The organism is Peribacillus sp. NPDC006672 (assembly GCF_050274955.1).
GTDB lineage: Bacteria > Bacillota > Bacilli > Bacillales > DSM-1321 > Peribacillus.
On the sequence record NZ_JBNNOR010000010.1, the window covers coordinates 62,757 to 89,011 of the forward strand.

Here is a 26,255-nt window from a genome sequence, read left to right on the forward strand (position 1 = left end):
ATACCTATTTATTCATTAAATCCCAACAGTACTCCCGGATCAATGCCGAAGCTTTCGTTTGACTGATAGAGAGGTCCTTCGCGACTTTCCTTGATGATTTGTATGTTTGGTAAGATTTCCTGATCAATATCCGTTTCGTTTCATCAAGTGCTTTATCGAGAGAAGTGGGGAGATCAATCTGTGTGACTTGTTCAACGTTTTCGGTAATCATTTCAGGCAAGTCGGCCATAAGGATGACTGAGTCACTTATTAAGACCAACCGTTCAATCAAGTTTTCGAGCTGGCGTACATTGCCTGGCCATGAATAATGAATTAATAGGTTCAAGCATTCTTCTGAGATGACTTTATTTTCCTGATATCTTTCATTGAACTTATTTAAAAAATTGTAAGTAAGGGGAATAATATCTTCCTTGCGTTCCCGCAATGGAGGCAATTGAATATCAATCACATTCAAACGGTAAAATAAATCTTCCCGGAATTTTTTATCATTGACCATTTCTATTAAGTTCTGGTTTGTGGCCGCGACGATGCGGATGTCTACTTTTTTCATTTCATTGCCGCCGACGGGAATGAATTGTTTGTCCTGGATTACTTGGAGAAGCTTTGCCTGGAGAGCAAGCGGTATTTCCCCGATTTCATCAAGAAAGACAGTGCCTCCATCTGCGGATTCAATCAATCCGAGTTTTCCAGTTTTGTTCGCACCGGTAAAAGCACCTTTTGAATAGCCGAATAGTTCAGATTCGAGCAGCTCATCCGGTATGGCTGCACAGTTGATCGTCAGGAAAGGTTTGCTTTTCCGCTTACTGATCCGGTGGATGAAATGGGCAAGCACTCCTTTTCCTGTTCCGGATTCCCCCTGGATTAATATCGTAGAATCGGTCGGCGCCACTTTTTCACAAAAAGTGAGGATGCGGTTGATTTTACCGCTGTTAGTAATGAACCTCCCCGTTTCATCTTCGTCTTGAGTGACTTTTGACTCACCACTAGCTTCATTTGCTTTTAACATTTTATACGTTTGGGTTTCTGTCGATGTAGTGACGACCAGTTCAATTTCCCCCGCATCATTTAAAATTGGAATCGCTGATGTCATCAATTCAGCCCCGATATACGTTTGTTGTTTCATGTAGCAAGGTTTTTTCCTTTTAAATACTTCAGGCACGATGGAGGGTTTCCAGTACCCTTTTTCAAATAAGTCCACATTATATTTGCCAATGACATCAGTAGGTTTCAGCCCATAATGGCGCTCACATGCCTTGTTGACGTAAAGAATCCGCTTTTCGCCGTCAAGGACGAAAATCTCATCTGAGGAATGATCAAGAATTTTTAATAGAGTTTGGAGCGTCATCTCGACACTGTCAGTAGAATTCGTACTTTTCATAGGGTAATCCTCACTTTTCAAAAGGGAATGAGTGAATTTTGATTAAGGTTTCATCAATTTTGAGTTTATTATAACTCGAAATGATAGCGTTTTTAAAAAAAATTCTAAATATTTTGTTTATTAAGGGCGGTTTCCTAGGTTGGCACGCATATTGCATTATATAAAATTATCAATTGGTTAAATTGCAATTGGCTAGGTTTGCATGTCAATAATTATTGCATGAATCGACATCTTAGCATAGCAGAATTCTAGTGTAAGACATCTAGGGGGGAATGAGTTTGGAAGAAAAGTTTGAGATCTCTGATATCACTATTATCGGTGGAGGACCGGTTGGTTTATTTACCGCTTTTTATGCGGGAATGCGCCAAGCTTCAGTGAAAATTATCGAAAGTCTCCCACAATTGGGAGGGCAGCTATCTGCTTTGTACCCTGAAAAATATATTTATGATATTGCAGGGTTCCCGAAAATACAGGCCCAAGAGCTCATCAATCGATTACTGGAACAAATGGGCCAATTCAAAACGGATATTTGTCTTAATCAATCTGTAGAGACCATTGTTCGTACTTCGGACGGGTTGTTTGCCATTACGACATCCGAAGAAACACATTATACGAAAGCAATAATCATCACTGCTGGTAACGGGGCATTCCAGCCACGGAAACTAAAAATGGAAGGCGAAGAAAGGTTTGAAAATGCCAACCTTCATTATTTCGTCCAAAATATGAGTCAATTCGCTGATAAGAAAGTGGTTGTGTTCGGTGGCGGTGATTCGGCAGTCGACTGGTCGCTAATGCTTGAACCGATAGCGGAAAAAGTGACACTCATTCATCGCAGGGATAAATTTCGTGCCCATGAACACAGTGTAGAGCGTTTGAAACAATCCAATGTGGAGGTCTTGACTCCTTATCTCCCAGCCGAATTGATCGGAGATGAAAATATAGAAAAAGTGATTGTGACGGATGCGAAGAGTGGAAAGTCGCTTGAATTGGAAGTCGATGACGTTCTAGTCAATTATGGATTCGTATCATCAATAGGGCCAATAAAGGATTGGGGTCTTGAAATTGAAAACAATTCCATTGTTGTCAATTCTAAAATGGAAACGAATATCAAAGGCATATACGCCGCAGGGGATATTTGCACGTACGAAGGTAAGGTGAAGCTGATTGCCAGCGGGTTTGGTGAAGCGCCTACAGCAGTAAGTAATGCAAAAGTTCATATCGACCCGAGTGCGAAAGTTCAGCCGCTGCACAGCACGAGCACAATGGGAGGAAAAGAGAAAAGCACAACGTCCGTTTAATTATATAAATGGGGGGAGGGAAACCACATGGCTAAATACACAGTAGTTGACCAGGAGACATGTATCGCTTGCGGGGCATGTGGAGCGACTGCACCGGAAATTTTCGATTATAACGATGAAGGAATCGCTTTTTCAATCCTGGATGCCAACACAGGAATAACCGAAGTATCCGAAGATCTGGAGGAGGACTTGGAAGATGCTTTTGATGGTTGTCCGACAGATTCGATTAAGTTGGCCACAGAACCTTTCGCCAATATACCAGTGACAGCCGGTTGAAGCGGAAGGTTGGATCAATTAAGAAATACCAATCTACCAGTATGACTGGAATGCTTGTAATCATTTTTTAGGGGGAAATGAATGATGGCTTATAACAAAGTGGAAAATGTAACAAATCGTACATTTGAAAGAACATTGACATATGACAAATACACAGACCCGAAAGTTCTCGAAAAGGAAATCGATCTAGTATTCTCTAAATCTTGGCAGCTTGTAGGTCATGTCAGCCAATTGGAAAAAGTGGGATCATTCTTTACGACAGAAGTAGCCAACGAGCCAATCATAGTGAACCGCGGCCAGGACGAGGTGATCCGCGCTTTTTATAACGTTTGTCCGCATCGTGCGACTAAGCTTGAAAAAAGTGAATCAGGCAAGAAGAAAATTTTACAATGCAGTTATCATGGTTGGACGTTCAAATTGGATGGGAAATTGAACAAAGCTCCGAATTTTAAAGGCGAAGATGAAGCCTGTGTACAAGATGCCTGTTTACGCTCCGTTCGCATGGAAATCATGGAATCTTTAATTTTTGTAAACTTGGATGATAATGCGAAACCGCTTAGCGAATCTTACGGCGATTTCTTTGACCGTTTAAGTAAATACCCGTTTTTAAGCGAGTTAAAAAGAACAAGCCAAAAAACGAGGGTGATCAAGGCAAACTGGAAAGCGTTCATAGATAACTATTTAGAATGTGACCATTGCCATGTAGCTCATCCAAGCTTTGTTGCAGCACTTGATATGGATGATTACCAAATCATTACTTGCGATAACTATTCACTGCAAGGTTCGATCGTTAAACCGGATAAAAATTATGGAACGGTCGATTTAAATCAGGCGGAAATGCAAGGTGGCTCCTTTTTCTGGCTGTGGCCAAACTTGATGTTGACCATTTATCCAGGTCCCGGAAATATGGCAACCATTCAAATGGTTCCAATTGATCACGAAACGACTTTGGCTGTTTACACATATTATTTCCGCGATGAGAATTTGACTCAGGAAGAGAAAGATCTTGTTACGTTTGCCGAACAAGTCCGACAGGAAGATGTGGAACTTATAGAGCTGGAACAAATAGGTTTCCGCTCCCGTGCCTTTAACAAAGGCAGATATTCTTCTTCTGAAAAAGCAATTGTTCAATTTCATGAAATGGTATTGGAGGCCCTAAATGAATAAATTAGCGGATCAATTCAAATCAATGAAACAATATTTGATGATCAATGGTGAAAAAATGGAAACGGTAAGCTATGCTCCGCTATATTCGCCTTATTCGGGGGAAGAAATCGCCCAAATTGCCATGGCGGATAAAGAGCTGACGGAAAAGGCGATTGCAGCCGCCTACAATGCACGCGAAGTCATGGCAAAAATGCCTGCTTATCAAAGGGCGGATATATTGGAGAAGGCTGTCACTTTATTAATCGAGAATGCTGATGAAGCGGCAGAAATCATATCTCGTGAATCTGCCAAACCGATCATGTTCGCAAAAGCGGAAGTTGGAAGGACCATCGAAACGTATAAGTTCTCGGCTGAAGAAGCTAAAAGGATTCACGGTGAAACGATTCCATTTGATGCGGCCAAAGGCGGGGTTGGCCGAATTGGTTACACGTTAAGAGAGCCAATCGGGGTCATTGGTGCCATCACCCCGTTTAACTTCCCGATGAACTTAGTGGCGCATAAAGTCGGACCGGCGATTGCTGCAGGGAACACCATTGTTTTGAAGCCAGCTTCGCAAACACCGCTTTCCGCACTTTTCATCGCAGAAATTTTTGAAAAAGCGGGTCTGCCGGCTGGCGTATTAAATGTAGTGACGGGTCCGGGCAGTACGGTCGGAGAAGCGATTGTAGAAAACGATCAAGTAAGCATGGTCACATTCACAGGCAGCCCAAGCGTTGGAATCGGCATCCGCAACAAAGCGGGTCTGAAAAAGACCACCCTGGAACTTGGCTCGAACTCGGCATTAATCATTGATAAAGACATAGATATCGATAAAATTATCGATCGTTGCATAATGGGTGCTTTCTCCAATCAGGGGCAAGTCTGTATTTCACTGCAACGTGTGTATGCACATGAAGAAGTGTATGAAGAATTTGTCGAAAAGTTCACTGCAGCCGCCAAAAAACTTAGAATTGGCGACCCATTGGATCCGGATACGTATATTTCCTCCCTAATCTCCAAAGGGGAAGCTGCCCGTGTACTGGGCTGGATTGATGAAACTAAAGGAAGTAAGGCAACAATCGCAGCAGGGGGCAAATTGCAAGGTGACATTCTTGAACCGACAATAATTACGGATGCGGATCAAACGCTAAAAGTTTCATGCCAGGAAGCATTTGCTCCGGTGGTCATTGTTAATAAAGTAGGTTCAGTGAAGGAAGCGATCGATCAAGTGAATGATTCCCGGTTTGGATTGCAGGCCGGGATATACACAAACAACGTGAAAAACGCATTGTACGCTTCACGGGAATTGCATGTAGGCGGTGTGATCATCAATGATGTGCCAACCTATCGTGTCGATCAAATGCCATACGGCGGCGTAAAAGAAAGCGGGACTGGCCGTGAAGGCATTAAATATGCTGTGGAAGAAATGACCGAAATGAAATTGGTCGTTTGGAACCAAGACTGAAATTGAGGAGCTCATTTATGAAACAATTCAAAATTGCGGTCATCGCAGGAGATGGCATTGGCCCTGAAGTGATTAATGAAGGGATAAAAGTATTAAATAAAGTGGCTGAACTTGATTCAGGCTTTAGATTGGATTTCACATTCTTCCCATGGGGCTGCGAATTTTATGCCGAAAATGGTAGAATGATGGATGTTGATGGGATCGATAAGCTGAAAGCGTTTGACGCGATTTATTTGGGGGCGGTCGGGTTTCCTGGCGTTCCAGACCATATTTCACTATGGGACCTATTATTGAAAATCCGCAAAAGTTTTGATCAGTATGTCAATATCCGGCCCGTTACATTGTTAAAAGGGGCTCACTTGCCTCTCGTTGATGTGAAACGTGAAGATATTGATATGCTGTTCATCCGCGAAAACAGTGAAGGTGAATATTCAGGTGCAGGAGATTGGCTGTTTAAAGGTCAGGAACACGAAGTGGTGTTGCAAAACGGTGTGTTTTCCCGTAAAGGGACGGAAAGGATCATCCGATATGCTTTTGAAACCGCAAAAAAAGAAGGCAGATCGCTGACGAGCATTTCCAAAGCCAACGCCTTGAATTATTCAATGGTTTTCTGGGATCAAGTATTCGAAGAGGTCAGCAGGGAATATCCTGAAGTCGAAACGGCTTCATATCTTGTCGACGCAGCGGCAATGCTGATGATAAAAGATCCGAAGCGTTTTGAAGTCGTTGTAACTTCGAACCTGTTCGGTGATATTTTAACGGATTTAGGGGCCGCGCTTGCTGGAGGGATCGGACTTGCTGCCGGTGCCAATATTAATCCTGAAATGGAATTTCCATCGATGTTCGAGCCAATTCACGGTTCAGCTCCTGACATTGCAGGAAAAGGTATCGGAAATCCGCTCGCTTCCATTTGGTCAGCAAGCCAAATGCTTGACTTTTTTGGCTATGAATCACTTGGTAAGATTGTTCTTGAGGCGATTGAGCAACTGCTCGTGGAGGCCCGGGTGCTCACGCCCGATATGAATGGCACGGCATCCACTTCTGAAGTGGGGGACCGGGTAGCGGAAATCATCGAGTCAATCATTTTATCCAAGGTCTGACGGTGAATTGATAAAGGATCATTCAATATACTTGAATGGTCACCGGAATATAATGATGCATCCAAGTGTTAAGCCAATCGTTTATAAAAAAGGAAGAGGCCAAGGCTTGGAAAGAAAAGCACTTGGTCTCTTTGTTTTTACGAAAGGAACACGGAATGGGGATCATTAATACAAAGTCAAAGTTAACTCAAAACAATGGTATAGCTAAGAGGAGCGGTCATGATGAAAAAAGTTGAAATAGTTGTCGAAAAAAATGTGCCATGCACGATGAGGGACGGCACCGTACTTTATGCGGATGTATACAGACCTAATTTGACTGGGCATTTTCCGGTGTTATTGACCAGGCTTCCGTACAGTAAGGACTTACCGCTCTATTCACATCGTTATTTGGACACACATCGTCTTGTTGAAAATGGGTTCGTTGTCATCGTACAGGATGTGAGAGGACGATTTCAGTCAGAAGGAGAATTCCGGCCATTCAGCCAGGAAGCAGATGATGGATACGACACAGTGGAATGGGCGGCTTCACTCTCGTATTCCACGGGAAAAGTGGGCATGTTTGGCCTATCCTATTATGGATACACGCAGCTGCTTGCAGCAGAAAAAAAACCTCCACACTTAATCGCCATTTTTCCAGCAATGACGCTGAATGACCAAAGAAATGGTACGGTTTATCGTAATGGGGCTTTTGCTCTCGGACTATTTGAAACGTGGACATTGGAATCGATTGTGCCTGATTTGCTGAAGCGGAAGTATGAAAAAAATAAGGAAATGTCTTCAGAATTTCGAATGCTTGCTGACTCCCTCAACAATATTGAGGAATTGTATGCATATGCACCTATTAATGATTGGCCGCCATTAAAGGTTCTGGACGAAGATAATTTTTTCTTTGAACATTTGAATCACCCAATCGAAGACGAAACCTATTGGCAGAATTCAAGTATTACTGGGAGATTTGATAGGATACAGCTGCCTGCTTTTCATTTGGGCGGTTGGTATGATTGTTTTATCGGCCCTACTCTGGAAAATTACGTGGAAATGAATAAAGTGAATGGCCAACTAAGCAATACTCAAAAACTAATTGTTGGTCCATGGAGCCATGGCCTTTTTTCCTCGGTCCAGGGTGAACGCTCTTTTGGAGTGCACGCGTCCGGGGATTGGATTAACCTTGAGGAAGATATTACCACCCTTCATATTCGCTGGTTCAATCACTGGCTAAAAGGCATCGAAAATGGTATTGAGAAGGAAGCGCCCGTGAAAATATTTGTGATGGGGATTAATGTATGGCGTGATGAAATGGAATGGCCACTTGAACGGACTGAATATACGAGTTATTATTTGCACAGTAATGGAAAAGCGAATACGAAAACAGGTGATGGGCGCCTAAGCCGAAATGAGCAGGAGGGTGAAAAGACGGATTCATATATATATGATCCCCAAAACCCTGTACCGACAAAGGGTGGAGCTACACTTTTTTCCGGCCCGCTTACAATGGGGCCATATGATCAGAGCGAAATCGAAAAGCGGAACGACGTGCTTGTTTATACTTCTGAGCCATTGAAAGAAGCACTTGAAGTAACAGGTCCGGTTAAAGTGAAGTTGTTTGCATCAACTGACGCAGCGGACACTGATTTTACTGCAAAGCTTGTGGATGAATCACCGGATGGCACAGCGCTTATTTTAACCGAGGGAATCGTCAACGCAAAATACCGGAACGGCCATCGAGCTGAAAAAGAACTGGATGGGGGAATCGTTGAATACGAAATTAACTTGTGGGCTACAAGCAATGTATTTCTTCCAGGTCATCGAATCTTGCTTGAAATTTCATCAAGCAGTTTCCCACAATATGCACCCAACCCGAATACAGGGAAATCAATGATTGTAAGCAGTGAAACAAAAACGGCCAGACAAACGATTTATCATAGCAGGGAATTTCCTTCTCACATTCTATTGCCAATTATTCCTACAAGTGAAAAATGATTATAAATGCAGGGAGGAGACTTCCTTATGTTTTGTTTTCAACATTGTCACCTGTTTAATGAGTTAAAAACAGTTCAGGTGAGGTGATTAAAACTCAGGAAACAGATGATCAATATTAAAAAAACAAAATATTAAGGCCATTGGGATTCTTAAATCACTAGTATTAATAAGGTTATAGGGTGAATGGCTATGAATAAAAGCGGTTGGCATAACTCTTGCAAATAATAAAAGGAAGGGGGATAAGTTCATCCAATATAATAGATTCCAGGCATAAGGAAATGACATAACAGATGATGCATAATTTTGTCTCTTATGCTATATGTACGCCAAGGAAAAGGTGATTACACTGGAATCCGACCTGCAACCTTAATTTAGAGAGAAACGATAATAGTAGTTTGAAAATTTGTAATATTGTTTTTTTTTTGAGGTTAGTAGTGAAGCTAGTGCCATTGTAAAGGTGGTTAACGAACAAGGTGCATAACTCACTTTTTTAAGCGCTTTCACAGTCGTTTCATTAACAGATTTATTAAGAGGGGGGACTTCAATTTGAAGAAAATCATTGTGTTGCTCAGCGTCATACCCGCGATTGGCTCATTATCCGTGATTAACCGTGTGGAGCCATATATATTCGGTTTGCCTTTCATTATCTTTTGGTCCACAGCCTGGCTTATTTTGACATCCATCTGCCTTTATATTAGCAGTGTGATCTGTGATAAAAAGGAGGAGAATAAATGAACAGTTCCATATTAATCATCATCATGACTCTTGTTTTGGCTTTTTACTTAGGTATCCGCGCAAAAAAGGGGCGCGAAATGAAGCTTGACCAGTGGGCAGTCGGGGGAAGGAACTTCGGTTCTTTAATCATGTTCGTTCTGATGGCAGGAGAGATGTTTTCGACTTTTGTGTTTCTTGGCGCCAGCGGAGCGGCATACCGTATGGGCGGTCCCACTATCTATATATTTTGCGCTCTTACTTACATCGTTCCTTTCTGGATTTTGCCCCCTATTTGGCGCTATGCGAAAAAACATAATGTGCTGACTCAATCTGACTTTTTTACAAAAAAGTATAATAGTAAGCCATTGGGACTTCTGGTTGCTGTTATTGGGGTCCTATCAATGATTCCCTATATCGTATTACAATTAAAAGGCTTTCAAATCATCGTTTCCGAAGCATCATATGGATTGATTCCCCCAACGGTTGCTGTTTGGATCGGAATGCTCTGCGTAACTGTTTTTGTATATGTGTCAGGTATTCATGGTTCGGCTTGGACGGCAGTATTGAAAGATATCCTCATTCTTGTCGTAATTGTGTTTTTGGGCATTTATTTGCCAATACATTACTTCGGTGGAATACAACCAATGTTCGAAACTCTAGAAGCAACTAAACCGGGATTCTTATTGCTTCCGGATGAAGGGTTTAGCATCTCTTGGTATATTTCCCTTTGCCTGACTATCGCATTGGGCCAATATATGTGGCCGCATTGCTTTGGAGCGAGTTTATCTTCCCAAAACGAATCAGCTCTCAGGAAAAACTCTGCCATTTTACCGCTGTATCAAATCATTCTGGTCTTCATTCTTTTTATTGGTTTTACGGCGGTTTTGCAGATACCGAATCTACAAGGCGGAGATACGGACCTTGCCTTATTTAAAATCGCGAAAGATGCTTTCCCGCCCTGGATTGTTGGCGTTGTCGGATCAGCAGGCATGCTTGCAGCCCTTGTACCATGCTCGATGTTAATTTTGACGGCAGCCACGATTTTATCAAAGAATATTTATAAAGCTGTTAAGCCTGACACAACGAATGAACAGCTTGCCAAACTAACCCGTATATTTGTTCCAATCGTATCATTCGTATCCTTAATCTTTACATTCTATGGAGGTAATACGATGATTGCGTTACTGACCATGGCTTACAGTTTTGTCCTGCAAATTTTCCCTCCTTTAGTATTCAGCTTGCTTAAGAGAAATCCGGTAAGTAAAGCCGGGGCATCTGCAGGAATGATTTTAGGGGTGGTGTTGGTCGCTTACTTTACTCTGGCAGAGGCAACAATGGCCACTTTATTACCGAAGGCACCACATTTCATACAGGATCTTGATATAGGGATCGTCGCCATTACCATTAACTTTATCATCATGCTGGCTGTCAGTGCTTTCACAAGAAAAGACCAACGAATGATTCAGGAAGAAGAGCCGGTTAAACGAATAATCACTTCTTGATCAAAGGATGCGTGGTATATTAGAAACCATCCTATTCTCCTTATCTTCCATCACTATCGATAAAGAACTGAGGTGCACCTTCTATAAAGAACTATACAAAAAGGATAGCCTTTTGAAGCTATCCTTTTTGTAGTTTTCCAAGATTGCAGAATATATTTACCATGAATTTGCATGATTAATACGTAATTAAAGGAAATGTGTTAAGTTGGACTAAAATGATTATGGGAGGCAGCGATGAAATACGAGATTATCTTATTTGATGTAGATGATACATTGCTAGACTTTGGAATATCGGAAAAAAAGGCACTGCAGGAAGCCTTTTTGGAGTTCGGTTTGCCCACGGGGGTAAAAGATTATGTTGGATGCTATCAAGAAATCAGTAAAGGATTATGGAGAGATCTGGAACAGGGACTTATTGATATAACAGATCTGGGAGTGGAAAGGTTTAAGCGGTTATTCCTTAAGCATGGGCTTGATATCCATGCGGATGCATTCAGCCGTGCGTATCTGGGATATTTGGGAAAGGAAATACATCTAATGCCAGGGGCTGTAGAGGTTTGCGAGAAGCTTGAAGGATGCCGGCTGGCTATTATAACAAATGGCTTTACGTCAGTGCAGACAGCAAGAATCGGGGGTTCTCCTCTTAGCCATACTTTTGAGCATTTGATAGTTTCCCAAGAGGCTGGGTTTCAGAAGCCTGATAAAGGGATTTTTGATTATGCATTTTCCAAGTTAAAGATCACAGATAAATCGAAAGCATTGATAGTGGGTGACTCCTTGACATCAGATATACAGGGTGGATTGAATTATGGAATGGACACCTGCTGGTACAATCCCCATCAAAAGGATAATGTTCTAGGAATCAAGCCAACCTATGAAATCCGGAAGCTGACTGATCTTTTAGGGATTGTAGGAAGTTAGGAAGTTTAAAGAGTTATCCGCGTTCCAAAAAATAGAGGCCGCTTGTCCAGTGATAGGACATGCAGCCTTTGTTTTTATCATTTCCCGCCAGAAGACTCCCTCTTCAAGCGTTCGAAGGGCGAGAGCCCAACGGTAAGGGGGAGATGAATGGCGGTTGGTCTAAGCCAAAGTATTCTTTTGACAAACGTACGTTCCCTGGTTGATAATAACAATAAGGGGGTGAAATGAATGGTCGTAAACAAGGCTTATAAATTCCGAATCTATCCAACGAAAGAACAATTAGTTCTTATCAATAAAACGTTTGGCTGTTCTCGTTTTGTCTATAACTTCTTTTTAGGCAAACAAAATGAGAAAGATGCTTACTGGTATATCTGTGAAGAAATGAAGCAAAACGGCCAATTACCCTCTAATGAATGGAAAGGCTCTTTTGTGAAAAAATACGCAACAATCAAAGAACTTCCCGCTTTAAAGAAAGAGTATGCTTTCCTGAAAGAAGTAGACAGTATAGCCTTACAGAAATCGGTGGAAAATTTAGCTGATGCCTATAGTCGATATTATAAAAAACAAAACAAGTCACCACGCTTCAAATCGAAAAAGAATCCGGTCCAATCCTACACGACTAAACATACGAATGGAAATATCGGAATGATTGGAAACCAAATTAAATTGCCCAAACTAGGTCTCGTTCGTTTTGCTAAAAGCCGCGAAGTCGAAGGGCGAATCATCAATGCCACAATCAGGCGGAACCCTTCGGGTAAATATTTCATTTCCGTTTTAGCGGAAACCAATGTACCCGTACTTCCTAAAACGAATCGTTCGTGCGGTGTAGATCTTGGTTTGAAGAACTTTGCGATCCTTTCAGATGGTACGGTCTATCAAAACCCAAAATTCTTCCGGACGGTCGAAAAAAAGTTGGCCAAAGAACAACGGATTCTTTCAAGGCGACAAGAAATAGCCTTGAATCAAAATAAACCATTGGCTGAAGCCAAAAACTATCAAAAACAAAAACGAAAAGTGACCATCCTACACGAGAAAATTTCAAATGCCCGAATGGATTACTTACATAAAGTCTCAACCGAAATCATCAAAAACCACGATGTTATTGGAATGGAAGACTTGCAAGTGTCGAATATGATGAAAAATGACAAACTAGCTAAAGCGATTAGTGAAGTATCTTGGTACCACTTCAAAAAAATGTTGGAATACAAAGCAAAATGGTATGGTAAACAAATCGTGACCGTATCTAAAACGTTTGCTTCTAGCCAATTGTGTTCTGGCTGCGGGTACCAAAATAAAGACGTTAAACATCTGAATCTTCGTGAATGGGATTGTCCTTCTTGTTCTACTCACCACGATCGAGATATTAACGCAGGACTCAATCTAATGAACGAAGCCATAAGGCTTCTAACCGTAGGAACTACGGGGATAGCCTAATTATAAATTGGCCGATAGGCTAATGTTCTTAGGAATCCCCCACTTCAATCAGACTGTAAAGTCGATAAGTGGTGGGTAGTTCAATTATGCCAGGGATTTTAGAGTCAGTTCAAGTCCAGCTCATTGGGTTTAAGAGTTTGATCCGTTTCGATCATTCTACTGGAATGCGGTAATAGCAGACAGAGTGCTAGGGAGATTACGAGGCCTGCCATCATGAATCCGCCAAATACCAAAGGGGATGGGCCATATGATTCCGCCATGGTGGTCCATATGAGGGGACCGAAACCTGCAATGGCTGCCGCGACCTGATATCCGACGGATAATCCAGTATAACGGACCTTTGCTGGAAAGAGCTCTGAGAATAATGTTCCTTGTGTAGAAAAAATGGCTCCCCAGATGACTCCAAGCACAATTGCCTGCATAAAGTAGAACCAGCCGACACCTTGCCCAATCATTGTGAAATAAGGGATAGCCAAGATGAAAAGGAGAATCAGGCCCCCCAAATAGATGATTTTTCGACCGATAAAATCAGAAATGTAACCAATGACAGGAATGGTAACTAGCATTGTAGCACAGCCAATCGTTAAAGCGGTCAAGGCTGAATCTCGTGAATAACCAAAATACATTGTGGTAAAGACGAGAACATAGGACATGATGAATACATTGAAGAACCCGTCCCCAATTTTTAGTCCGATTACTTGCAGGACACTTCTCCAATCGTGCCTCAACGTTTCAATAATGGGAACCTTTGCAAGATTACCGCTATCTTTCTGTTGCTGGAACTCCGTCGTTTCCTCAATTCCACTCCTTACCCAGATTGCCAATGCAATCAGTACACCGCTTAAAAGGAAGGGAATTCGCCAACCCCAAGATAAAAATTGGGCATCGGTTGTCAAGGAACTTATAAGGGTTAGGCTGAACGAACCGGCAACTAAACCGATGGGAACCCCTAGTTGGGGAATGGATCCATATAATCCACGGACACCTTTTGGAGCAGATTCCGTTGCCAATAGGATGGCTCCGCCCCATTCACCTCCCAAGGAAATTCCTTGAATCAACCTCAGCACTACCAAGATAGCGGGTGCAGCCAAACCAACCTGGGCATATGTGGGCAGAAAACCGATAAGCATTGAACTCCCGCCCATGCCGATTAGTGTAAACATGAGTGCTGACTTCCGTCCGATGCGATCACCCATATGACCGAAGAGGATGCTCCCGATTGGACGGGCTGCGTAACCTGCCCCGAAAGTGACAAAGGCGAGAAGAAGTGAAATTGCAGGATCATGATTGGGGAAGAATAGAGTTGTAAAAACTAGGCCGGTTGCTGTCCCGTATAAATAAAAATCATACCACTCGATAACGGAACCGGCTAAACTAGCGAAAAGAACTCGACTTTTTTTCATGGATAATGCTCCTTTAATGCATAGTTTTACCTCAAAAATGGTTTCATAAATAAAGCACTTACATTGAATGAACAAAATCGATGGTTAGAAATATAAGTAAAAAACTGGATTATTTAGATTATTTTAGAGGGGTTATTCATCACAGTCAATATATTTCTGATTTTTCAGAAAAAATGAAGCGAATAACTTAGCTCTTATCAGCTGTATTCGAATATAATTAATTCTAAAGTAATGGAAATAAACAAATCAGACCTTCACGGATAAAATGGTGAAGCCAAAGCAAGGGAAAATTTTTAACTTAAGAGGAGAATAACATTCACTTCAAATCATTTAGTATTTTTTATGTATAGAAGATTGGCGATGTGGAAATCATGTGGATAAGGAAATAAAAAAACAGAAAGGATAAGTTTTTAATAAATAATAATAATCTCCAAGTTACTTAGTATAATAGAAAAAAGGTTAAGGAGTTGGTTTCGTATGGAGAAGCAATTGCCAGGAACATCGCTGGAACCTGAAGAGATAGCTGAAATGGTTTTGAAAAAAGCCCTTAGTGATTACCGGAAAGCACAAATCGAAAAAGAGATCGATGATTCATTAAAGAATCATGATAAGGATGAGTTCATACGTTTAACTGAAATATTGAAGGGCATTTCATGAAATTTTGCACACTGTGAAAAAGACAAGTAGTTATGAAATAAAAGAAAAGCTCATACGCATATAGAAGCCAGTGCAGCTTGATAATATAAATATGATGAAGATGAAATTTTATTTAATCTGAAACATAAGTAAATAGGAATCCATAGTATTATAATACTTTACATTGTAAGCGCTTTCCTATGTAATCATGATAATCAAATAAAGAAAACGATGGAGAGTAGATATTGTAAGTGCGCCAATGACTGGATTCACAGGTAGTGGAGGCTGAGGCTGGAAGGTATATACACCAGGATAGAATGCTAAAAGGGGGAAAAGATATGAAAAAGGATGGAGTGTCGTTGGCTGAATTTATTCAGGAGGATCGATTCGAGCTCAGCTCCTACATTACTTCTTTATTTAATAAACTGAATGACTATGTTCCCAAAAGCATTAAAGATAAAAGGTAAATGAATGTCAAAAATGAATCGGGAAATTATGCATGACTTCCTGATTCATTTTTATTTTGTTTTTGGCATTTCCAGTTTTAAGTCAGTGTCCTTAAGTCAAAGCCTCATTAAACGCATTAAAAGGCTTAAAGATATCTCTAAAGTGACTGGGCAGAATATCTTATTTCGCAACTATCGCATCGGATAGAGATGCGGAATGGTCTTCGTTTACATACAATAGCTTTACCTTCACTAAAATTCAGGCTCCCATTATGGGTGCCTCTTTTTGTTGATGTATTCAGATTTGATTAGGTTATGTAATTCTATTCTGTTGATATAGTAAAATATCTTTTGTTTTTTTAGGCGGAACCGTTGAAATGAAAAAATTCGTTCTGATATATATTTGAGATTTTTCCAATTATGTCCTGATATATCTAAAAAAAAGAAAAAGGAAAAATACAGGAACAACCGAGCGGGATTAACTGGGCGACAGGATCAACAACAGGCCAACTGGAAGGAATTGTTGTTGGTTCGAGGTTGATTTGATTTTAAAGGGTGCTGCGCCTATTCGCAGCTCCATATTATCAACTGCAGACTCAATTTCTAATTATAATAATGATGTGGGTGTTAATTTATAAGCAGATGATACAATCTCCCTTCAGGTATTTGGTCTAGAGGTCGCCGTTGTCTTTGGAGCAGGAGCTTCACTGACGATCATTCATTTAGTTAATATAAGCCTGCAAATCTTTAACATTAATTAGATGAAAACATAAAAGATATTTGTGAATCCCATTCATCTTGAATGTGGATTTTTTTATTGATTATTGTATGTATTATGGCTTTTTTATTGTTATTGTCATTGGTTTATGGCAACTGGCATATAAGGTTTCAAAAGCTCCCTTAGCTTGAATGGCATTTTATTACTAAAGGCTAAGGAACACCATTCATCGTTTCAAGGATTTTAATCCAGATGAATTTAAAAATACTTTTTGTATTTCTTTAATTTATAGATGACCGTTGGCTGACTGACGCCCAAATGGTCTGCCATTTCGTAGGTGGTTTTACATTGTTTCCATGCTTTTTCAATCAGTTGCATTTCAACCTTTTCCAGTGTCTTCTTTAAATCGAAATTCTCTTCACATTCTTGTTCAATTGCCAAGAAAGTGGAGTCTTCAGGCTGTTCTATTTGCCCTGTGATGGATTGGGGAAGGTGTTCGGGAAATATATTTGGCTCTTCAATGGTCAGGATTAACCGTTCAATTAGGTTTTCTAATTCTCGTATATTTCCGGGCCAATTATAATGGGTCAAAACTTCATAAGTCGATGGATGGATTTTTTTGAATTTCTGGTATTTTTCATTGGTTTTCTGTAAGTAATGTTGTATTAAGAGGGGGATATCTTCTTTCCGTTCATGCAAAGCTAGAATTTGGATGGGAATCACATTCAAACGGTAAAATAAGTCTAATCTAAACTTGCCTTGACTTACCATCTCCTTCAAATCTTGATTAGTTGCTGCAACCAGACGGAAGTTAATATGGTTTTCTTTTTTTCCGCCGATGCGCTTTATCTTTTTTTCCTGTAACACTTTCAGTAATTTAGCTTGCATGGCAAGTGGGAGTTCCCCGATTTCATCTAAGAAAAGAGTTCCGCTGTCAGCCTGCTCAATCAGGCCCTGCCTTCCTTGTTTATCTGCCCCTGTAAATGACCCCGGCTCATAGCCGAATATTTCGGATTCAAACAAACTATCAGGTATCGTGCTGCAATTCACTTCGATAAAAGGTTCTTTCTTTCGGTTGCTTTGGTCATGAACAGCACGGGCAAAAGTACTTTTCCCTACCCCGGATGGTCCTAATAAGAGAATCGTGGCATCGGTTTTTGCAACATTATGGATCGTTTTTAAAATCTGCTTCGTTTCATTACTTCTAGCGATCATGTCATGGTAATCCAGTTCCTTTTCTCTTAAATCCTCGACTTCGGTTTGATAGCCTTTTACTTTTCGTTGTAATTGCTCAAATTGATCTTGCAATTGCAGAATCTCGGTTTGATCCTGACCATAGCTGATTACCCTAACGAGAAGTCCGTCCTTATTAAAAATGGGATAGCCAGTCGAAATGACAACATGACCTGTTTTTGTATGTTGCATTATACGCTTCGCTTTCTTTTCTTTTAAAACAATCGCATTGATGGATGGTGTGAGAAGGCCCTCCCTTTCTAATTGATAGACAGAGGTACCGATATAAGAGTCACTTTCCATACCATAAATCTCCCAAAGCTTTGGATTGGAATATAAAATGATTCCATCTTGATCGGTAATGAGGATGTTATTATTCGATGTTTCAATGATTTTATTAAGTTCTTCCTCCAGCATATCGTCATACATGAGTTCCGCTCCTTTTGGTTTTGGGATGATGATTAATTAAAATATAAATCAAAAAGTCGGAATAATCAAAAATTAGATCAAAAAATAAGAAAATGATTAAGTCTTTGATCATTTGATGAAACAGAATATTGAAAAGCCTTATAAACCGCAGCGAAATAGTTGGCGTGAATCTTGCTTATCTAAAAGGTAAGAAGAGAATTTCCAAACAAGGGTGTTATTAGTGTAGAAAAGATGGAAGTTCATATAACATCATGAAATTGCAATGTAGTGAAAATAAGTTGAAATTTAGGAGGATGTTACATGATGAAGTATCAACCGAAAGACTCATTCAAATCACCCCGTTTTTGCGGAGTACGTACGTTTATGCGGCTTCCATTTGTTGAACAGGTAGATGAACATATGGATTTTGTCATTACGGGAATTCCTTTTGATTCCGGGCAATCATTCAGAACGGGTGCGAGATTCGGACCAGAAGCCATTCGCGATTTTTCAATCCTTTTACGTCCTTATAATCCAGAACAAGATATTAATATTTTTGATTATATATCAGGGATTGATTATGGGGATATTCCGATCATTCCTGGTTATATTTCTGAAACCTATAAAAAGATAGAAGAAGAGCTTACCCCCGTCATTGAAAAAGGGATCATTCCCATTTCATTAGGAGGCGATCATTCTATTACTCTAGGGGAGTTACGCGCAATCATAAAAAAACATGGTCCAGTTGCCTTGCTTCAATTCGATGCTCACTCCGATACTTGGGATAGTTATTTCGACCAAAAGTATAATCACGGAACCGTTTTTCGCCGGGCAATAGAAGAGGGTCTTATCGATATATCGCGATCTCTTCAAATTGGAATGAGGGGTGGTCTTTACGGACCGGAAGATCTTCAGGATGCCCGGAATTTAGGTTTGGGGGTTTATACGACGAACGATTATAAACGCATCGGGGTCGAAAAGATGCTAGAGGTCATTCATGAGCGTGTCGCGAAGGGCCCGGTGTTTTTATCTTTTGACATTGATTTTTTAGATCCCGTCTATGCACCTGGAACGGGGACCCCTGAGGTTTCAGGGGCAAGCATTGATGATGCTTTAGCCTTTGTAAGAGGATTGACGAATATAGATTTTGTAGGATTCGATCTTGTTGAGGTTTTACCATCATACGATCACGGACAAATCACGGCTGCCGCCGCGGCTAATATTGTCTATGAATTCATCACACTCATCGCTCTCGCAAAGAAAGGGAAACTGGAGAAAATAGAGAGAACGGGAGATCTGGAAACACAGCTTAACAACTAGTTCCCTATTTAAATTGAAGGGAGGAACGGTGAAATCCATTCCTTCCCCCTTTACAAAGCGATATAAAACAAGAGAACCCCAAAAGGAGATGTGTAAATGCATATTTTGGATATATCGATCATGATTCTATATTTTTCTGTTTTAATCATTGTGGGAGTAATCGGATCCAAACGGGCAAAAACGGCAGATGATTTCATTGTCGCAGGGCGTAATCTAGGGCATTTTATGTATTTATCCTGTTTAGCTGCAGTGATATTAGGGGGGGCTTCCACTCTAGGAACAGCAAAGTTAGGTTATCAGTTTGGGATATCCGGTATTTGGCTAGTGGTGATGATAGGGCTTGGCATTATTGCTATCGGGTTGTTTTTAACAAATAAGATATTTGATTTAAAAGTACTGACGATCAGTGAAATGCTAGAGAAGCGCTACAATTCTCAAACAAGATTGATCAGTGCCCTGGTCTCGGTTATCTATACTTTCATGTTGACTGTGACGCAAGTGATTGGGATGGGGACGATATTACATGTTTTGGCTGGCTGGAATTTAACGGTTTCCATGATAGTCGGGGGTGGAATCGTTTTATTTTATACAATATTAGGAGGTATGTGGTCAGTAACCATGACTGATGTCGTGCAATTCGTCATCATGACGATCGGTATTTTCTTTATCATGCTTCCATTGAGCATCTCTAAGGCTGGAGGGTGGGGAGCGCTTAATGAAAATCTCCCTGCATCCCATTTCGAGTTAGGCAACATTGGCGGAGAGACAATTTTTCAATACTTCTTACTATTTACTTTAGGGGTTGTTGTTGGACAAGATATCTGGCAGCGTCTTTTTACTGCACGAACCAAAACGATATCTCGTGGCGGAACGGTTGGAGCGGGGATATATAGTGTTTTTTATGCGATAGCAATCAGTATCATTGGAATGTGCGCTTTTATTATCCTTCCTAATTTAGGAGATCCACAAAACGCTTTTACCAGTATAGCGATGGAAACTTTGCCTCCTGGTCTATTGGGGGTTGTCATTGCGAGTGTGGTATCTGCCCTTATGTCCACAGCTTCAGGAACGTTGCTTGCTTCTTCCACTTTAGTTGTTAATGACATCATTAAAAAATATATCGGGCCAGGAATGAGTGAACGTCAATTTTTAAAAACATCCCGGCTTACGACTTTAACAATTGGTGTATTGACCATAATCGTTTCGATATGGATTCAAGATATTTTAGTTGCATTGGATGTAGCTTACGCAATTTTATCCGGTGCTGTGTTCTTTCCAATCATCCTTGGCTTCTTTTGGAAAAGGGTCACGGCTACAGCCGCATTTTACTCCATCCTGGCCAGCATGGTCGTTATTATTGTTGGATTGGTGATAAATGGACCTTCCTCCACTCAACCAATTCTGTACGGGCTCGCTACTAGTTTTGCCGTCATCACCACACTTACTTTTCTAAGTTCGAAAAATCATCACGAGAACAAAAGTGAGGAAAGGCATGATGTTAAGAGTAAAGCTGACATGGACACCCTGGCTAATTGATGGTTCACCCCAAAAAACAGAAAAGAATCAAGGAGGAAAGAAAAATGACAAAGACAATTTCCCTGCAACCCGCAACATTCAATTCAATGGAAGAAGAGCGCAATCACAGGAAAGAACGGTTGGCAGCTTCATTCCGTCTTTTTTCAAAGTTTGGTTTCGATGAAGGGATAGCTGGCCATATTACGGTCCGTGATCCAAAATATACAGACCATTTCTGGGTCAATCCGTTTGGGATGCATTTTAGTCAAATTTCCGTTTCAGATCTTATATTGGTTAATCATAAAGGTGATATTGTAGAGGGTGAACATTCAGTGAATGGTGCTGCTTTTGCCATTCATTCGGAAATTCATAAAGCACGACCGGATGCCATTGCAGCGGCACATGCTCATTCGGTCTATGGAAAGACATGGTCTTCTTTAGGGAGACTGTTAGATCCGATTACGCAAGATGCCTGCCAATTTTACAATGACCATGCATTATTTGATGATTTTACTGGTGTGGTTTATGCATCTGAAGAAGGGAAACGCATTGCCAGGGCTCTAGGTCAATACAAAGCTGTCATCCTCCGCAACCATGGATTGTTAACGGTGGGCCAATCTGTAGATTCAGCTGCTTGGTGGTTCATAACGATGGAACGTTCATGTCAAGCACAGATAATGGCTGAATCAGTAGGTAAGCCCATTTCTATAGAACAGGAGTATGCAAAATTAACAGCAGAACAAACGGGAACGGAATATGAGGGATGGCTGAGTTTTCAGCCTCTTTGGGATAGAATTAGAAAAGAGCAACCGGATTTCTTGAAGTGATTATAAAGCACAGGGATAGACACGAAACATTAAACGGATTGCGCTCATCAAAGAGGGAAAAAGGAATCGCAGGTTCTTGAGGAGGTTTAATAATGTCCGATTCTAAGGAAATAGCACCTTCACTTTATATCAGGGTCGATATACCGGAGAAATACATCGATGAGTTTAAGGAGATTTGTTCTGAAGTTGTTATCGAAAAAAACCATAGGAATTCGGCGAACCTGAACCGCAGCCAACAGTGGATCTATCAAAGTTTGATATCCTTTATACGCTGGGACTCCATGATAATCTTAGCATTTTTAAAAAAACCCCAAAAATTAAATGGATCCATTCGGACAGTGCGGGAGTGGAGGCCATGCTGAATGAAGATATCAAAAAAAGCGATGTCATTATCACTAATGTCAAAGGCTGCTCATCTGTCCTGATAGCCGAGCATACAATTGCGATGCTATCTTCGTTAGCAAGAGGTGTGCCGACAATGATCAGAAATCAAATAAACAAAAATTGGGTTGATATCCCTGTGAAAGACCTTGAGAATTCAACAGTGGAGATAATTGGGTATGGTGATATTGGCTTTGAGATAGCAAAGAGATGTAAAGGACTAGGAATGACCGTTATTGGCACTCCCGTTTACGAAAGATACCTCTTATTTTTTAAATGAAGAACGCATAAAAAAAATGAAAAAAGGCAGCCATTTAATTAATGTCGGCCGTGGTAATACGATTGTGGATGAAGATTTAATTGAATCCTTGAGAAATGGGCACATAGCAGGAGCGGCGCTCGATGTGTTTGAAGTAGAACCTTTATCTGAGGATCACCCTTTCTGGCAGCTGGAAAATGTCATGGTTTCCTCACATAATGCTTACAACTCTGCCAAACATCTAGATCGTTTAATGGAGTTATTCCTGAAAAATTTAAAGCTGTTTCCTGACGGTAAGCCCCTCATGAACGTGGTGGAAAAAGGACTGGGTTATTAACAGGAATGGGCTATGAAAAGGAAGGCCTCAACGAATGGAGTAGGAGGGCAGACCCTGATTGGGGTTTGCTTTATTTTTGAATAAAAGGTACTGCCTTCATGTTTTTCTTGTATAGGACAATCTCTGATAAGGAAAAGCTGGATGTAAGGAGGCGGTGTATGAATGGGTACTTTCGAAGTTATTTCCCTAATGCTAAGCTTTGGCATGTTTGTAATTGCTATTCTTGATTTCAAAAATCATGACAAGAATCCTTGAAGATAACGAATATGTTTATGAGAAGCCAGGCCGCTGTGTTTGATTAATGGAAGCGTTTTAAAAAATACCGGGTTTTAATAGAAGGTATGATTTCCTCAAACTTGCAGAGAACACCAATATAAGGTGTTCTTTTTGTTGTATAGGTCTTATTTTAATCGCCTTGCAACAAGATACTCTTGAACTTAAGGCCCGCATTGAATACTGCATAGACTTATGCTTCAATCTTAATAAATTAGTACTACCTCAGGTTTCATTCTCTATTCGTTTAAGCTTATAACAGACTATCCTTGATGATTCAACTTACTTATTTTTATCTGGCATAGCAGAATCAATCATCAAAATTATAACAATTGGGCTATTATGATGTGTTATTTTTGTAAGTCAATTTCTATTATAGAGAAATCGATATTGTTTACAGTCTTTTTAAGGGTTTTAAAAAAATTCGAACGTTGATTTCCACTCCAGGTACTCGCTTTCCGCGGGCGGTCCGGGAGCCTCCTCGGCGCCTTTGCGCCTGTGGGGTCTCCCTTGGACGCGCTTTTCCCGCAGGAGTCTCGCACCTTCCGTTCCAATCAACTTTGTCGTAACAGTTAGATAGAACTCCTTTTGTCTACAAACTGAGTCGATTTCTATTATAGAGAAATCGACTTTTCTTATTAGTTCAATATATTTATTTGGTTTTCGGATAAAAACTTCATGTAGCTATGCTGGGAAGTAGACCGTTATTCATCATAAGTTTGCCAAATAAGAGATCTTTATGCTTTCAAAGATTATATCGCTTTTTCTTTCTGGCCAAAGTGGTTAGATCAATCCCTAGCACATCTGCACAAAGCTTCATGGGCTTATATTTCGATAAATGATAAGAAAGAATTTTCCTTTCGTATTCATTGATTAGCTTCTTTAAAGGCATCTCAGTATTTGTTGGGACAAAATCATCTGGTAGAGTTTCTTGTTTTAGATTTCTTTGACTACGAATTCTGATTGGAACTAATGATTCATTAATCACATTCTCATCGGATATGATGAGAAGCTGTTCAACTAAGTTTTTTAATTCCCGGATATTTCCTGGCCATTGATAAGAAAGTAAAAGGTTTATGGATGAAGGAGAAAAGGACTTGTTCATTTTGTGTTTGGTGTTAAACATATCAAGGAAGTGAACTAAAAGAGCAAATACATCTTCCGGTCTATCTCGAAGAGGGGGGATGTTGATGGCCAAAACATTTAATCTGAAATAGAGATCTTCCCGAAATTTTTTTTCAATTATCATTTTTTCTAAATTTGCATTTGTGGCAGCTATGATTCTTACATCAATTGGAATCTGTTTATGTCCTCCCACTCTTTGAATCTTCATATCTTGTAAAACCCCTAATAGTTTCACTTGAAGCGATAGAGGCATTTCTCCGATCTCATCTAAAAAGATGGTACCATTATTGGCCACTTCAAACAGTCCAACTTTTCCTTGACGAACCGCACCGGTGAAGGCGCCAGCTTCATATCCAAATAGCTCTGACTCAAGTAAATGTTCAGGGATCGCTCCGCAATTTATTTTTACGAAGGTACCTTCAGTCGCCCGTTTACTAATGAAATGGATGTAGTTGGCCAATACATCCTTTCCAACTCCCGATTCTCCTAAAATTAAAACAGGGGTATCCACTGCAGAGAATTTGTGAGCAAGAGTAACGATTTTTTCCATTAATGAACTTCGATAGATGATTTGGTTGCCATCCGCACTTGTTAACTGAACCTCTTGTAGTGTTTGCCTGTATCCTTCAGTAAGAGCATACGTTTCATCTAACTGATGTTTAAGCCGGTTAAGTTCCGTTAAATCTCTTACATTTCCAATTGTGCATACTAATTCACCTTCATTATCGAAAATAGGAGAAGCGGAAATCAATGCTTCTATTCCTGTTAAGTATGTAACGGCCATGGTGACGGTTTTCTTCTTTAAAATGGATTCCTTTGATGCTGAATTAGCCAACAAACCCATTTCGATAAGTTCATATACCGTGTGATTATCTAATTGGTCAGGTTGCAAACCTGAAATGCGTAAAAATGATTCATTATACCAAATAGTAAATCCTTGTGGATCAGTTATCGTTATCCCATCATATGAACTTCCTATCAGTTTCTCGAGAAGTAATTCGGAATTAGCAGCTGTCTTGATTACGGGCATTTTATCTTGATTTTGTTCAGAGCGTTGCATTCTTTCTCCTCCATTTCCGAATATGGCAATAATGCCATATTAATAGCAATTTTGCCATGGCAGAATTGCTATTACAAGAATAAAATCTGAATTTTGTTACTATTCAAACTTATGATATCCACTTTTCTCTTCTCTCGAATGCATTAAAAATGGATTATTTGATTTTGGCACAAATGTTGCATAAGTAAAAATATGAGAAAAGGTGGAAGGAGCTAAGCATATTTACTTAAGAGAGAAATTATTTGGTTTTTTTAGATTACCTACTGATGTAGCTGTATAAAAAACAAAATTTTATAATCAGGAGTGGAGAGGTATGACAGGATTGAATGAAAAACAAGATTTAACAGGACAAGTAGCGATTGTAACTGGAGCGGCGCGTGGAATTGGTGCTACATGTGCATATACCTTAGCTCGAAATGGAGCAAATGTAGTGATTGTCGATTTGCTGTCAGCTAATGACATCCTTACGAAAATCCAAGAAGATTTTCCATTGTGCGAGACCTTGTCTTTCCAAATCGATATTCGTAATAGGAAGGAAGTCCAGTCGGTTATCGATGAAAGCGTTAATAAGTGGGGGAGGATTGATATTTTAGTTAATAATGCTGGTACATGCGGTCGTAAGGGGTTGGAAAACTTTACTGATGAGGATTGGTATAGAGATTTAGATACCAACTTGAAAGGAACATTTTTATTTACTCAGTTGGCCATCCACCCCCATATGATGAAGCGAAAATACGGAAAAGTGGTAAATATTAGCTCGATATCTGGAATTATGGGAGGACCGATTTCCAATCTGGAGGGGTCTGACACCGGGCGTTCAGGTCCTGCGTATGCGGCTTCAAAAGGCGGTGTAATCGCTTTTAGTAAGTGGGTTGCAAAAGAGGTCGGGATTCATGGGATAAATTGTAATAGTGTGGCCCCAGGGGCAATAGAGACAGACATGACACAAAGCCTAAACTACCCATTAGACAATCAGCCGATTAAACGGATGGGTACAGCGGAAGACATTGCCGAAGCTGTTCTATATCTTGCATCCCCAGCTTCGAATTATATCACTGGACAGGTGCTTCGAGTTTGTGGGGGTTTGGTCATTGCCTAAG

Annotated in this window: 22 protein-coding genes and 1 pseudogene; 19 read left to right on the plus strand and 4 right to left on the minus strand. The window is 40.4% G+C overall.

Annotated elements, in window-relative coordinates:
• Window positions 1–4: 4 nt before the first annotated feature.
• Window positions 5–1,378 carry a sigma-54 interaction domain-containing protein gene (locus ACQKKK_RS17225; RefSeq protein ID WP_427617595.1) on the minus strand — a complete coding sequence of 458 codons (1,374 nt, stop codon included), beginning with the start codon at window positions 1,376–1,378 and terminating at the stop codon, window positions 5–7.
• Between the two features lie 278 nt (window positions 1,379–1,656).
• Between ACQKKK_RS17225 and ACQKKK_RS17230 the strand changes: the two genes are divergently transcribed.
• The 10 genes from ACQKKK_RS17230 (at window position 1,657) to tnpB (ending at window position 13,214) form a co-directional block, all read left to right on the plus strand.
• On the plus strand, window positions 1,657–2,676 hold the full coding sequence (locus ACQKKK_RS17230; protein ID WP_427617597.1) for an NAD(P)/FAD-dependent oxidoreductase: 1,020 nt from the start codon (window positions 1,657–1,659) through the stop codon (window positions 2,674–2,676).
• Between the two features lie 27 nt (window positions 2,677–2,703).
• On the plus strand, window positions 2,704–2,952 hold the full coding sequence (locus ACQKKK_RS17235; RefSeq protein ID WP_427617599.1) for a ferredoxin: 249 nt from the start codon (window positions 2,704–2,706) through the stop codon (window positions 2,950–2,952).
• 84 nt (window positions 2,953–3,036) lie between these two features.
• A complete protein-coding gene (locus tag ACQKKK_RS17240) occupies window positions 3,037–4,119 on the plus strand; it encodes an aromatic ring-hydroxylating oxygenase subunit alpha (RefSeq protein WP_427617820.1) in 1,083 nt (360 codons plus the stop codon).
• Window positions 4,112–5,563 (plus strand): aldehyde dehydrogenase family protein, encoded by a 1,452-nt coding sequence (locus ACQKKK_RS17245; protein ID WP_427617601.1) that lies wholly within the window; start codon window positions 4,112–4,114, stop codon window positions 5,561–5,563. Before ACQKKK_RS17240 ends, ACQKKK_RS17245 begins: the two co-directional genes overlap by 8 nt.
• Window positions 5,564–5,580: 17 nt before the next feature.
• Window positions 5,581–6,663: a tartrate dehydrogenase gene (locus ACQKKK_RS17250; RefSeq protein ID WP_427617603.1), complete on the plus strand. Its 1,083-nt coding sequence runs from the start codon at window positions 5,581–5,583 to the stop codon at window positions 6,661–6,663.
• Window positions 6,664–6,882: 219 nt separating this feature from the next.
• Window positions 6,883–8,643 carry a CocE/NonD family hydrolase gene (locus ACQKKK_RS17255; protein WP_427617605.1) on the plus strand — a complete coding sequence of 587 codons (1,761 nt, stop codon included), beginning with the start codon at window positions 6,883–6,885 and terminating at the stop codon, window positions 8,641–8,643.
• A 546-nt stretch (window positions 8,644–9,189) separates the two neighbouring features.
• Complete coding sequence (locus ACQKKK_RS17260) at window positions 9,190–9,378, plus strand: DUF3311 domain-containing protein (protein ID WP_427617607.1); 189 nt, start codon at window positions 9,190–9,192, stop codon at window positions 9,376–9,378.
• Window positions 9,375–10,859: a sodium:solute symporter family protein gene (locus ACQKKK_RS17265; protein WP_427617609.1), complete on the plus strand. Its 1,485-nt coding sequence runs from the start codon at window positions 9,375–9,377 to the stop codon at window positions 10,857–10,859. Before ACQKKK_RS17260 ends, ACQKKK_RS17265 begins: the two co-directional genes overlap by 4 nt.
• Before the next feature lie 234 nt (window positions 10,860–11,093).
• Complete coding sequence (locus tag ACQKKK_RS17270) at window positions 11,094–11,780, plus strand: YjjG family noncanonical pyrimidine nucleotidase (RefSeq protein WP_427617611.1); 687 nt, start codon at window positions 11,094–11,096, stop codon at window positions 11,778–11,780.
• A 228-nt stretch (window positions 11,781–12,008) separates the two neighbouring features.
• A complete protein-coding gene (gene tnpB / locus ACQKKK_RS17275; RefSeq protein WP_427617613.1) occupies window positions 12,009–13,214 on the plus strand; it encodes an IS200/IS605 family element RNA-guided endonuclease TnpB in 1,206 nt (401 codons plus the stop codon).
• A 104-nt stretch (window positions 13,215–13,318) separates the two neighbouring features.
• Here tnpB and ACQKKK_RS17280 read toward each other — a convergent pair whose 3' ends face one another.
• Window positions 13,319–14,617, minus strand: coding sequence for an MFS transporter (locus ACQKKK_RS17280; RefSeq protein ID WP_427617615.1), 1,299 nt, complete (start codon window positions 14,615–14,617; stop codon window positions 13,319–13,321).
• A 477-nt stretch (window positions 14,618–15,094) separates the two neighbouring features.
• Between ACQKKK_RS17280 and ACQKKK_RS17285 the strand changes: the two genes are divergently transcribed.
• Both ACQKKK_RS17285 and ACQKKK_RS17290 read left to right on the plus strand, forming a co-directional pair.
• Entirely contained in the window at window positions 15,095–15,274 is a 180-nt protein-coding gene (locus ACQKKK_RS17285) for an IDEAL domain-containing protein (RefSeq protein ID WP_427617617.1), read from the plus strand.
• A 317-nt stretch (window positions 15,275–15,591) separates the two neighbouring features.
• Complete coding sequence (locus tag ACQKKK_RS17290; protein ID WP_427617619.1) at window positions 15,592–15,720, plus strand: hypothetical protein; 129 nt, start codon at window positions 15,592–15,594, stop codon at window positions 15,718–15,720.
• Window positions 15,721–16,675: 955 nt separating this feature from the next.
• On the opposite strand, the gene ACQKKK_RS17295 is transcribed toward ACQKKK_RS17290, so the two are convergent.
• Window positions 16,676–18,079, minus strand: a complete 1,404-nt coding sequence (locus tag ACQKKK_RS17295; protein ID WP_427617621.1) for a sigma-54 interaction domain-containing protein — start codon at window positions 18,077–18,079, stop codon at window positions 16,676–16,678.
• A 300-nt stretch (window positions 18,080–18,379) separates the two neighbouring features.
• Between ACQKKK_RS17295 and speB the strand changes: the two genes are divergently transcribed.
• The 6 genes and pseudogenes from speB to ACQKKK_RS17325 all read left to right on the plus strand — a co-directional run bounded on the left by speB (window position 18,380) and on the right by ACQKKK_RS17325 (window position 22,952).
• On the plus strand, window positions 18,380–19,378 hold the full coding sequence (gene speB, locus ACQKKK_RS17300) for an agmatinase (RefSeq protein ID WP_427617622.1): 999 nt from the start codon (window positions 18,380–18,382) through the stop codon (window positions 19,376–19,378).
• A gap of 96 nt (window positions 19,379–19,474) precedes the next feature.
• On the plus strand, window positions 19,475–20,914 hold the full coding sequence (locus ACQKKK_RS17305; protein ID WP_427617624.1) for a sodium:solute symporter: 1,440 nt from the start codon (window positions 19,475–19,477) through the stop codon (window positions 20,912–20,914).
• Window positions 20,914–21,720 carry a class II aldolase/adducin family protein gene (locus ACQKKK_RS17310; RefSeq protein WP_427617822.1) on the plus strand — a complete coding sequence of 269 codons (807 nt, stop codon included), beginning with the start codon at window positions 20,914–20,916 and terminating at the stop codon, window positions 21,718–21,720. Before ACQKKK_RS17305 ends, ACQKKK_RS17310 begins: the two co-directional genes overlap by 1 nt.
• A 92-nt stretch (window positions 21,721–21,812) precedes the next feature.
• Window positions 21,813–22,082 carry a hypothetical protein gene (locus tag ACQKKK_RS17315; protein WP_427617625.1) on the plus strand — a complete coding sequence of 90 codons (270 nt, stop codon included), beginning with the start codon at window positions 21,813–21,815 and terminating at the stop codon, window positions 22,080–22,082.
• A gap of 116 nt (window positions 22,083–22,198) precedes the next feature.
• A pseudogene (locus ACQKKK_RS17320) lies at window positions 22,199–22,697 on the plus strand (NAD(P)-dependent oxidoreductase).
• A 162-nt stretch (window positions 22,698–22,859) separates the two neighbouring features.
• The gene (locus ACQKKK_RS17325; RefSeq protein WP_220126990.1) at window positions 22,860–22,952 is read left to right on the plus strand and encodes a putative holin-like toxin; all 93 of its coding nucleotides are present in this window, start codon (window positions 22,860–22,862) and stop codon (window positions 22,950–22,952) included.
• A 763-nt stretch (window positions 22,953–23,715) separates the two neighbouring features.
• Here the strand turns inward: ACQKKK_RS17325 and ACQKKK_RS17330 are convergent.
• Window positions 23,716–25,155, minus strand: coding sequence for a sigma-54 interaction domain-containing protein (locus ACQKKK_RS17330; protein WP_427617627.1), 1,440 nt, complete (start codon window positions 25,153–25,155; stop codon window positions 23,716–23,718).
• Window positions 25,156–25,468: 313 nt separating this feature from the next.
• Between ACQKKK_RS17330 and ACQKKK_RS17335 the strand changes: the two genes are divergently transcribed.
• The gene (locus tag ACQKKK_RS17335) at window positions 25,469–26,254 is read left to right on the plus strand and encodes an SDR family NAD(P)-dependent oxidoreductase (protein ID WP_427617629.1); all 786 of its coding nucleotides are present in this window, start codon (window positions 25,469–25,471) and stop codon (window positions 26,252–26,254) included.
• The last annotated feature ends 1 nt before the right edge of the window (window position 26,255 follow it).

Bases quoted from the DNA above. Each gene is read 5' to 3' on its own strand.
- speB (WP_427617622.1), top strand. From the start codon at position 18,380: ATGATGAAGTATCAACCGAAAGACTCATTCAAATCACCCCGTTTTTGC.
- ACQKKK_RS17285 (WP_427617617.1), top strand. From the start codon at position 15,095: ATGGAGAAGCAATTGCCAGGAACATCGCTGGAACCTGAAGAGATAGCT.
- ACQKKK_RS17290 (WP_427617619.1), top strand. From the start codon at position 15,592: ATGAAAAAGGATGGAGTGTCGTTGGCTGAATTTATTCAGGAGGATCGA.
- ACQKKK_RS17325 (WP_220126990.1), top strand. From the start codon at position 22,860: ATGGGTACTTTCGAAGTTATTTCCCTAATGCTAAGCTTTGGCATGTTT.
- ACQKKK_RS17235 (WP_427617599.1), top strand. From the start codon at position 2,704: ATGGCTAAATACACAGTAGTTGACCAGGAGACATGTATCGCTTGCGGG.
- ACQKKK_RS17265 (WP_427617609.1), top strand. From the start codon at position 9,375: ATGAACAGTTCCATATTAATCATCATCATGACTCTTGTTTTGGCTTTT.
- ACQKKK_RS17270 (WP_427617611.1), top strand. From the start codon at position 11,094: ATGAAATACGAGATTATCTTATTTGATGTAGATGATACATTGCTAGAC.
- ACQKKK_RS17315 (WP_427617625.1), top strand. From the start codon at position 21,813: ATGTCCGATTCTAAGGAAATAGCACCTTCACTTTATATCAGGGTCGAT.
- ACQKKK_RS17330 (WP_427617627.1), bottom strand. From the start codon at position 25,155: ATGCAACGCTCTGAACAAAATCAAGATAAAATGCCCGTAATCAAGACA.
- ACQKKK_RS17240 (WP_427617820.1), top strand. From the start codon at position 3,037: ATGGCTTATAACAAAGTGGAAAATGTAACAAATCGTACATTTGAAAGA.
- ACQKKK_RS17225 (WP_427617595.1), bottom strand. From the start codon at position 1,378: ATGAAAAGTACGAATTCTACTGACAGTGTCGAGATGACGCTCCAAACT.
- ACQKKK_RS17335 (WP_427617629.1), top strand. From the start codon at position 25,469: ATGACAGGATTGAATGAAAAACAAGATTTAACAGGACAAGTAGCGATT.
- ACQKKK_RS17250 (WP_427617603.1), top strand. From the start codon at position 5,581: ATGAAACAATTCAAAATTGCGGTCATCGCAGGAGATGGCATTGGCCCT.
- ACQKKK_RS17305 (WP_427617624.1), top strand. From the start codon at position 19,475: ATGCATATTTTGGATATATCGATCATGATTCTATATTTTTCTGTTTTA.
- ACQKKK_RS17255 (WP_427617605.1), top strand. From the start codon at position 6,883: ATGATGAAAAAAGTTGAAATAGTTGTCGAAAAAAATGTGCCATGCACG.
- ACQKKK_RS17295 (WP_427617621.1), bottom strand. From the start codon at position 18,079: ATGTATGACGATATGCTGGAGGAAGAACTTAATAAAATCATTGAAACA.
- ACQKKK_RS17245 (WP_427617601.1), top strand. From the start codon at position 4,112: ATGAATAAATTAGCGGATCAATTCAAATCAATGAAACAATATTTGATG.
- ACQKKK_RS17310 (WP_427617822.1), top strand. From the start codon at position 20,914: ATGGTTCACCCCAAAAAACAGAAAAGAATCAAGGAGGAAAGAAAAATG.
- ACQKKK_RS17280 (WP_427617615.1), bottom strand. From the start codon at position 14,617: ATGAAAAAAAGTCGAGTTCTTTTCGCTAGTTTAGCCGGTTCCGTTATC.
- tnpB (WP_427617613.1), top strand. From the start codon at position 12,009: ATGGTCGTAAACAAGGCTTATAAATTCCGAATCTATCCAACGAAAGAA.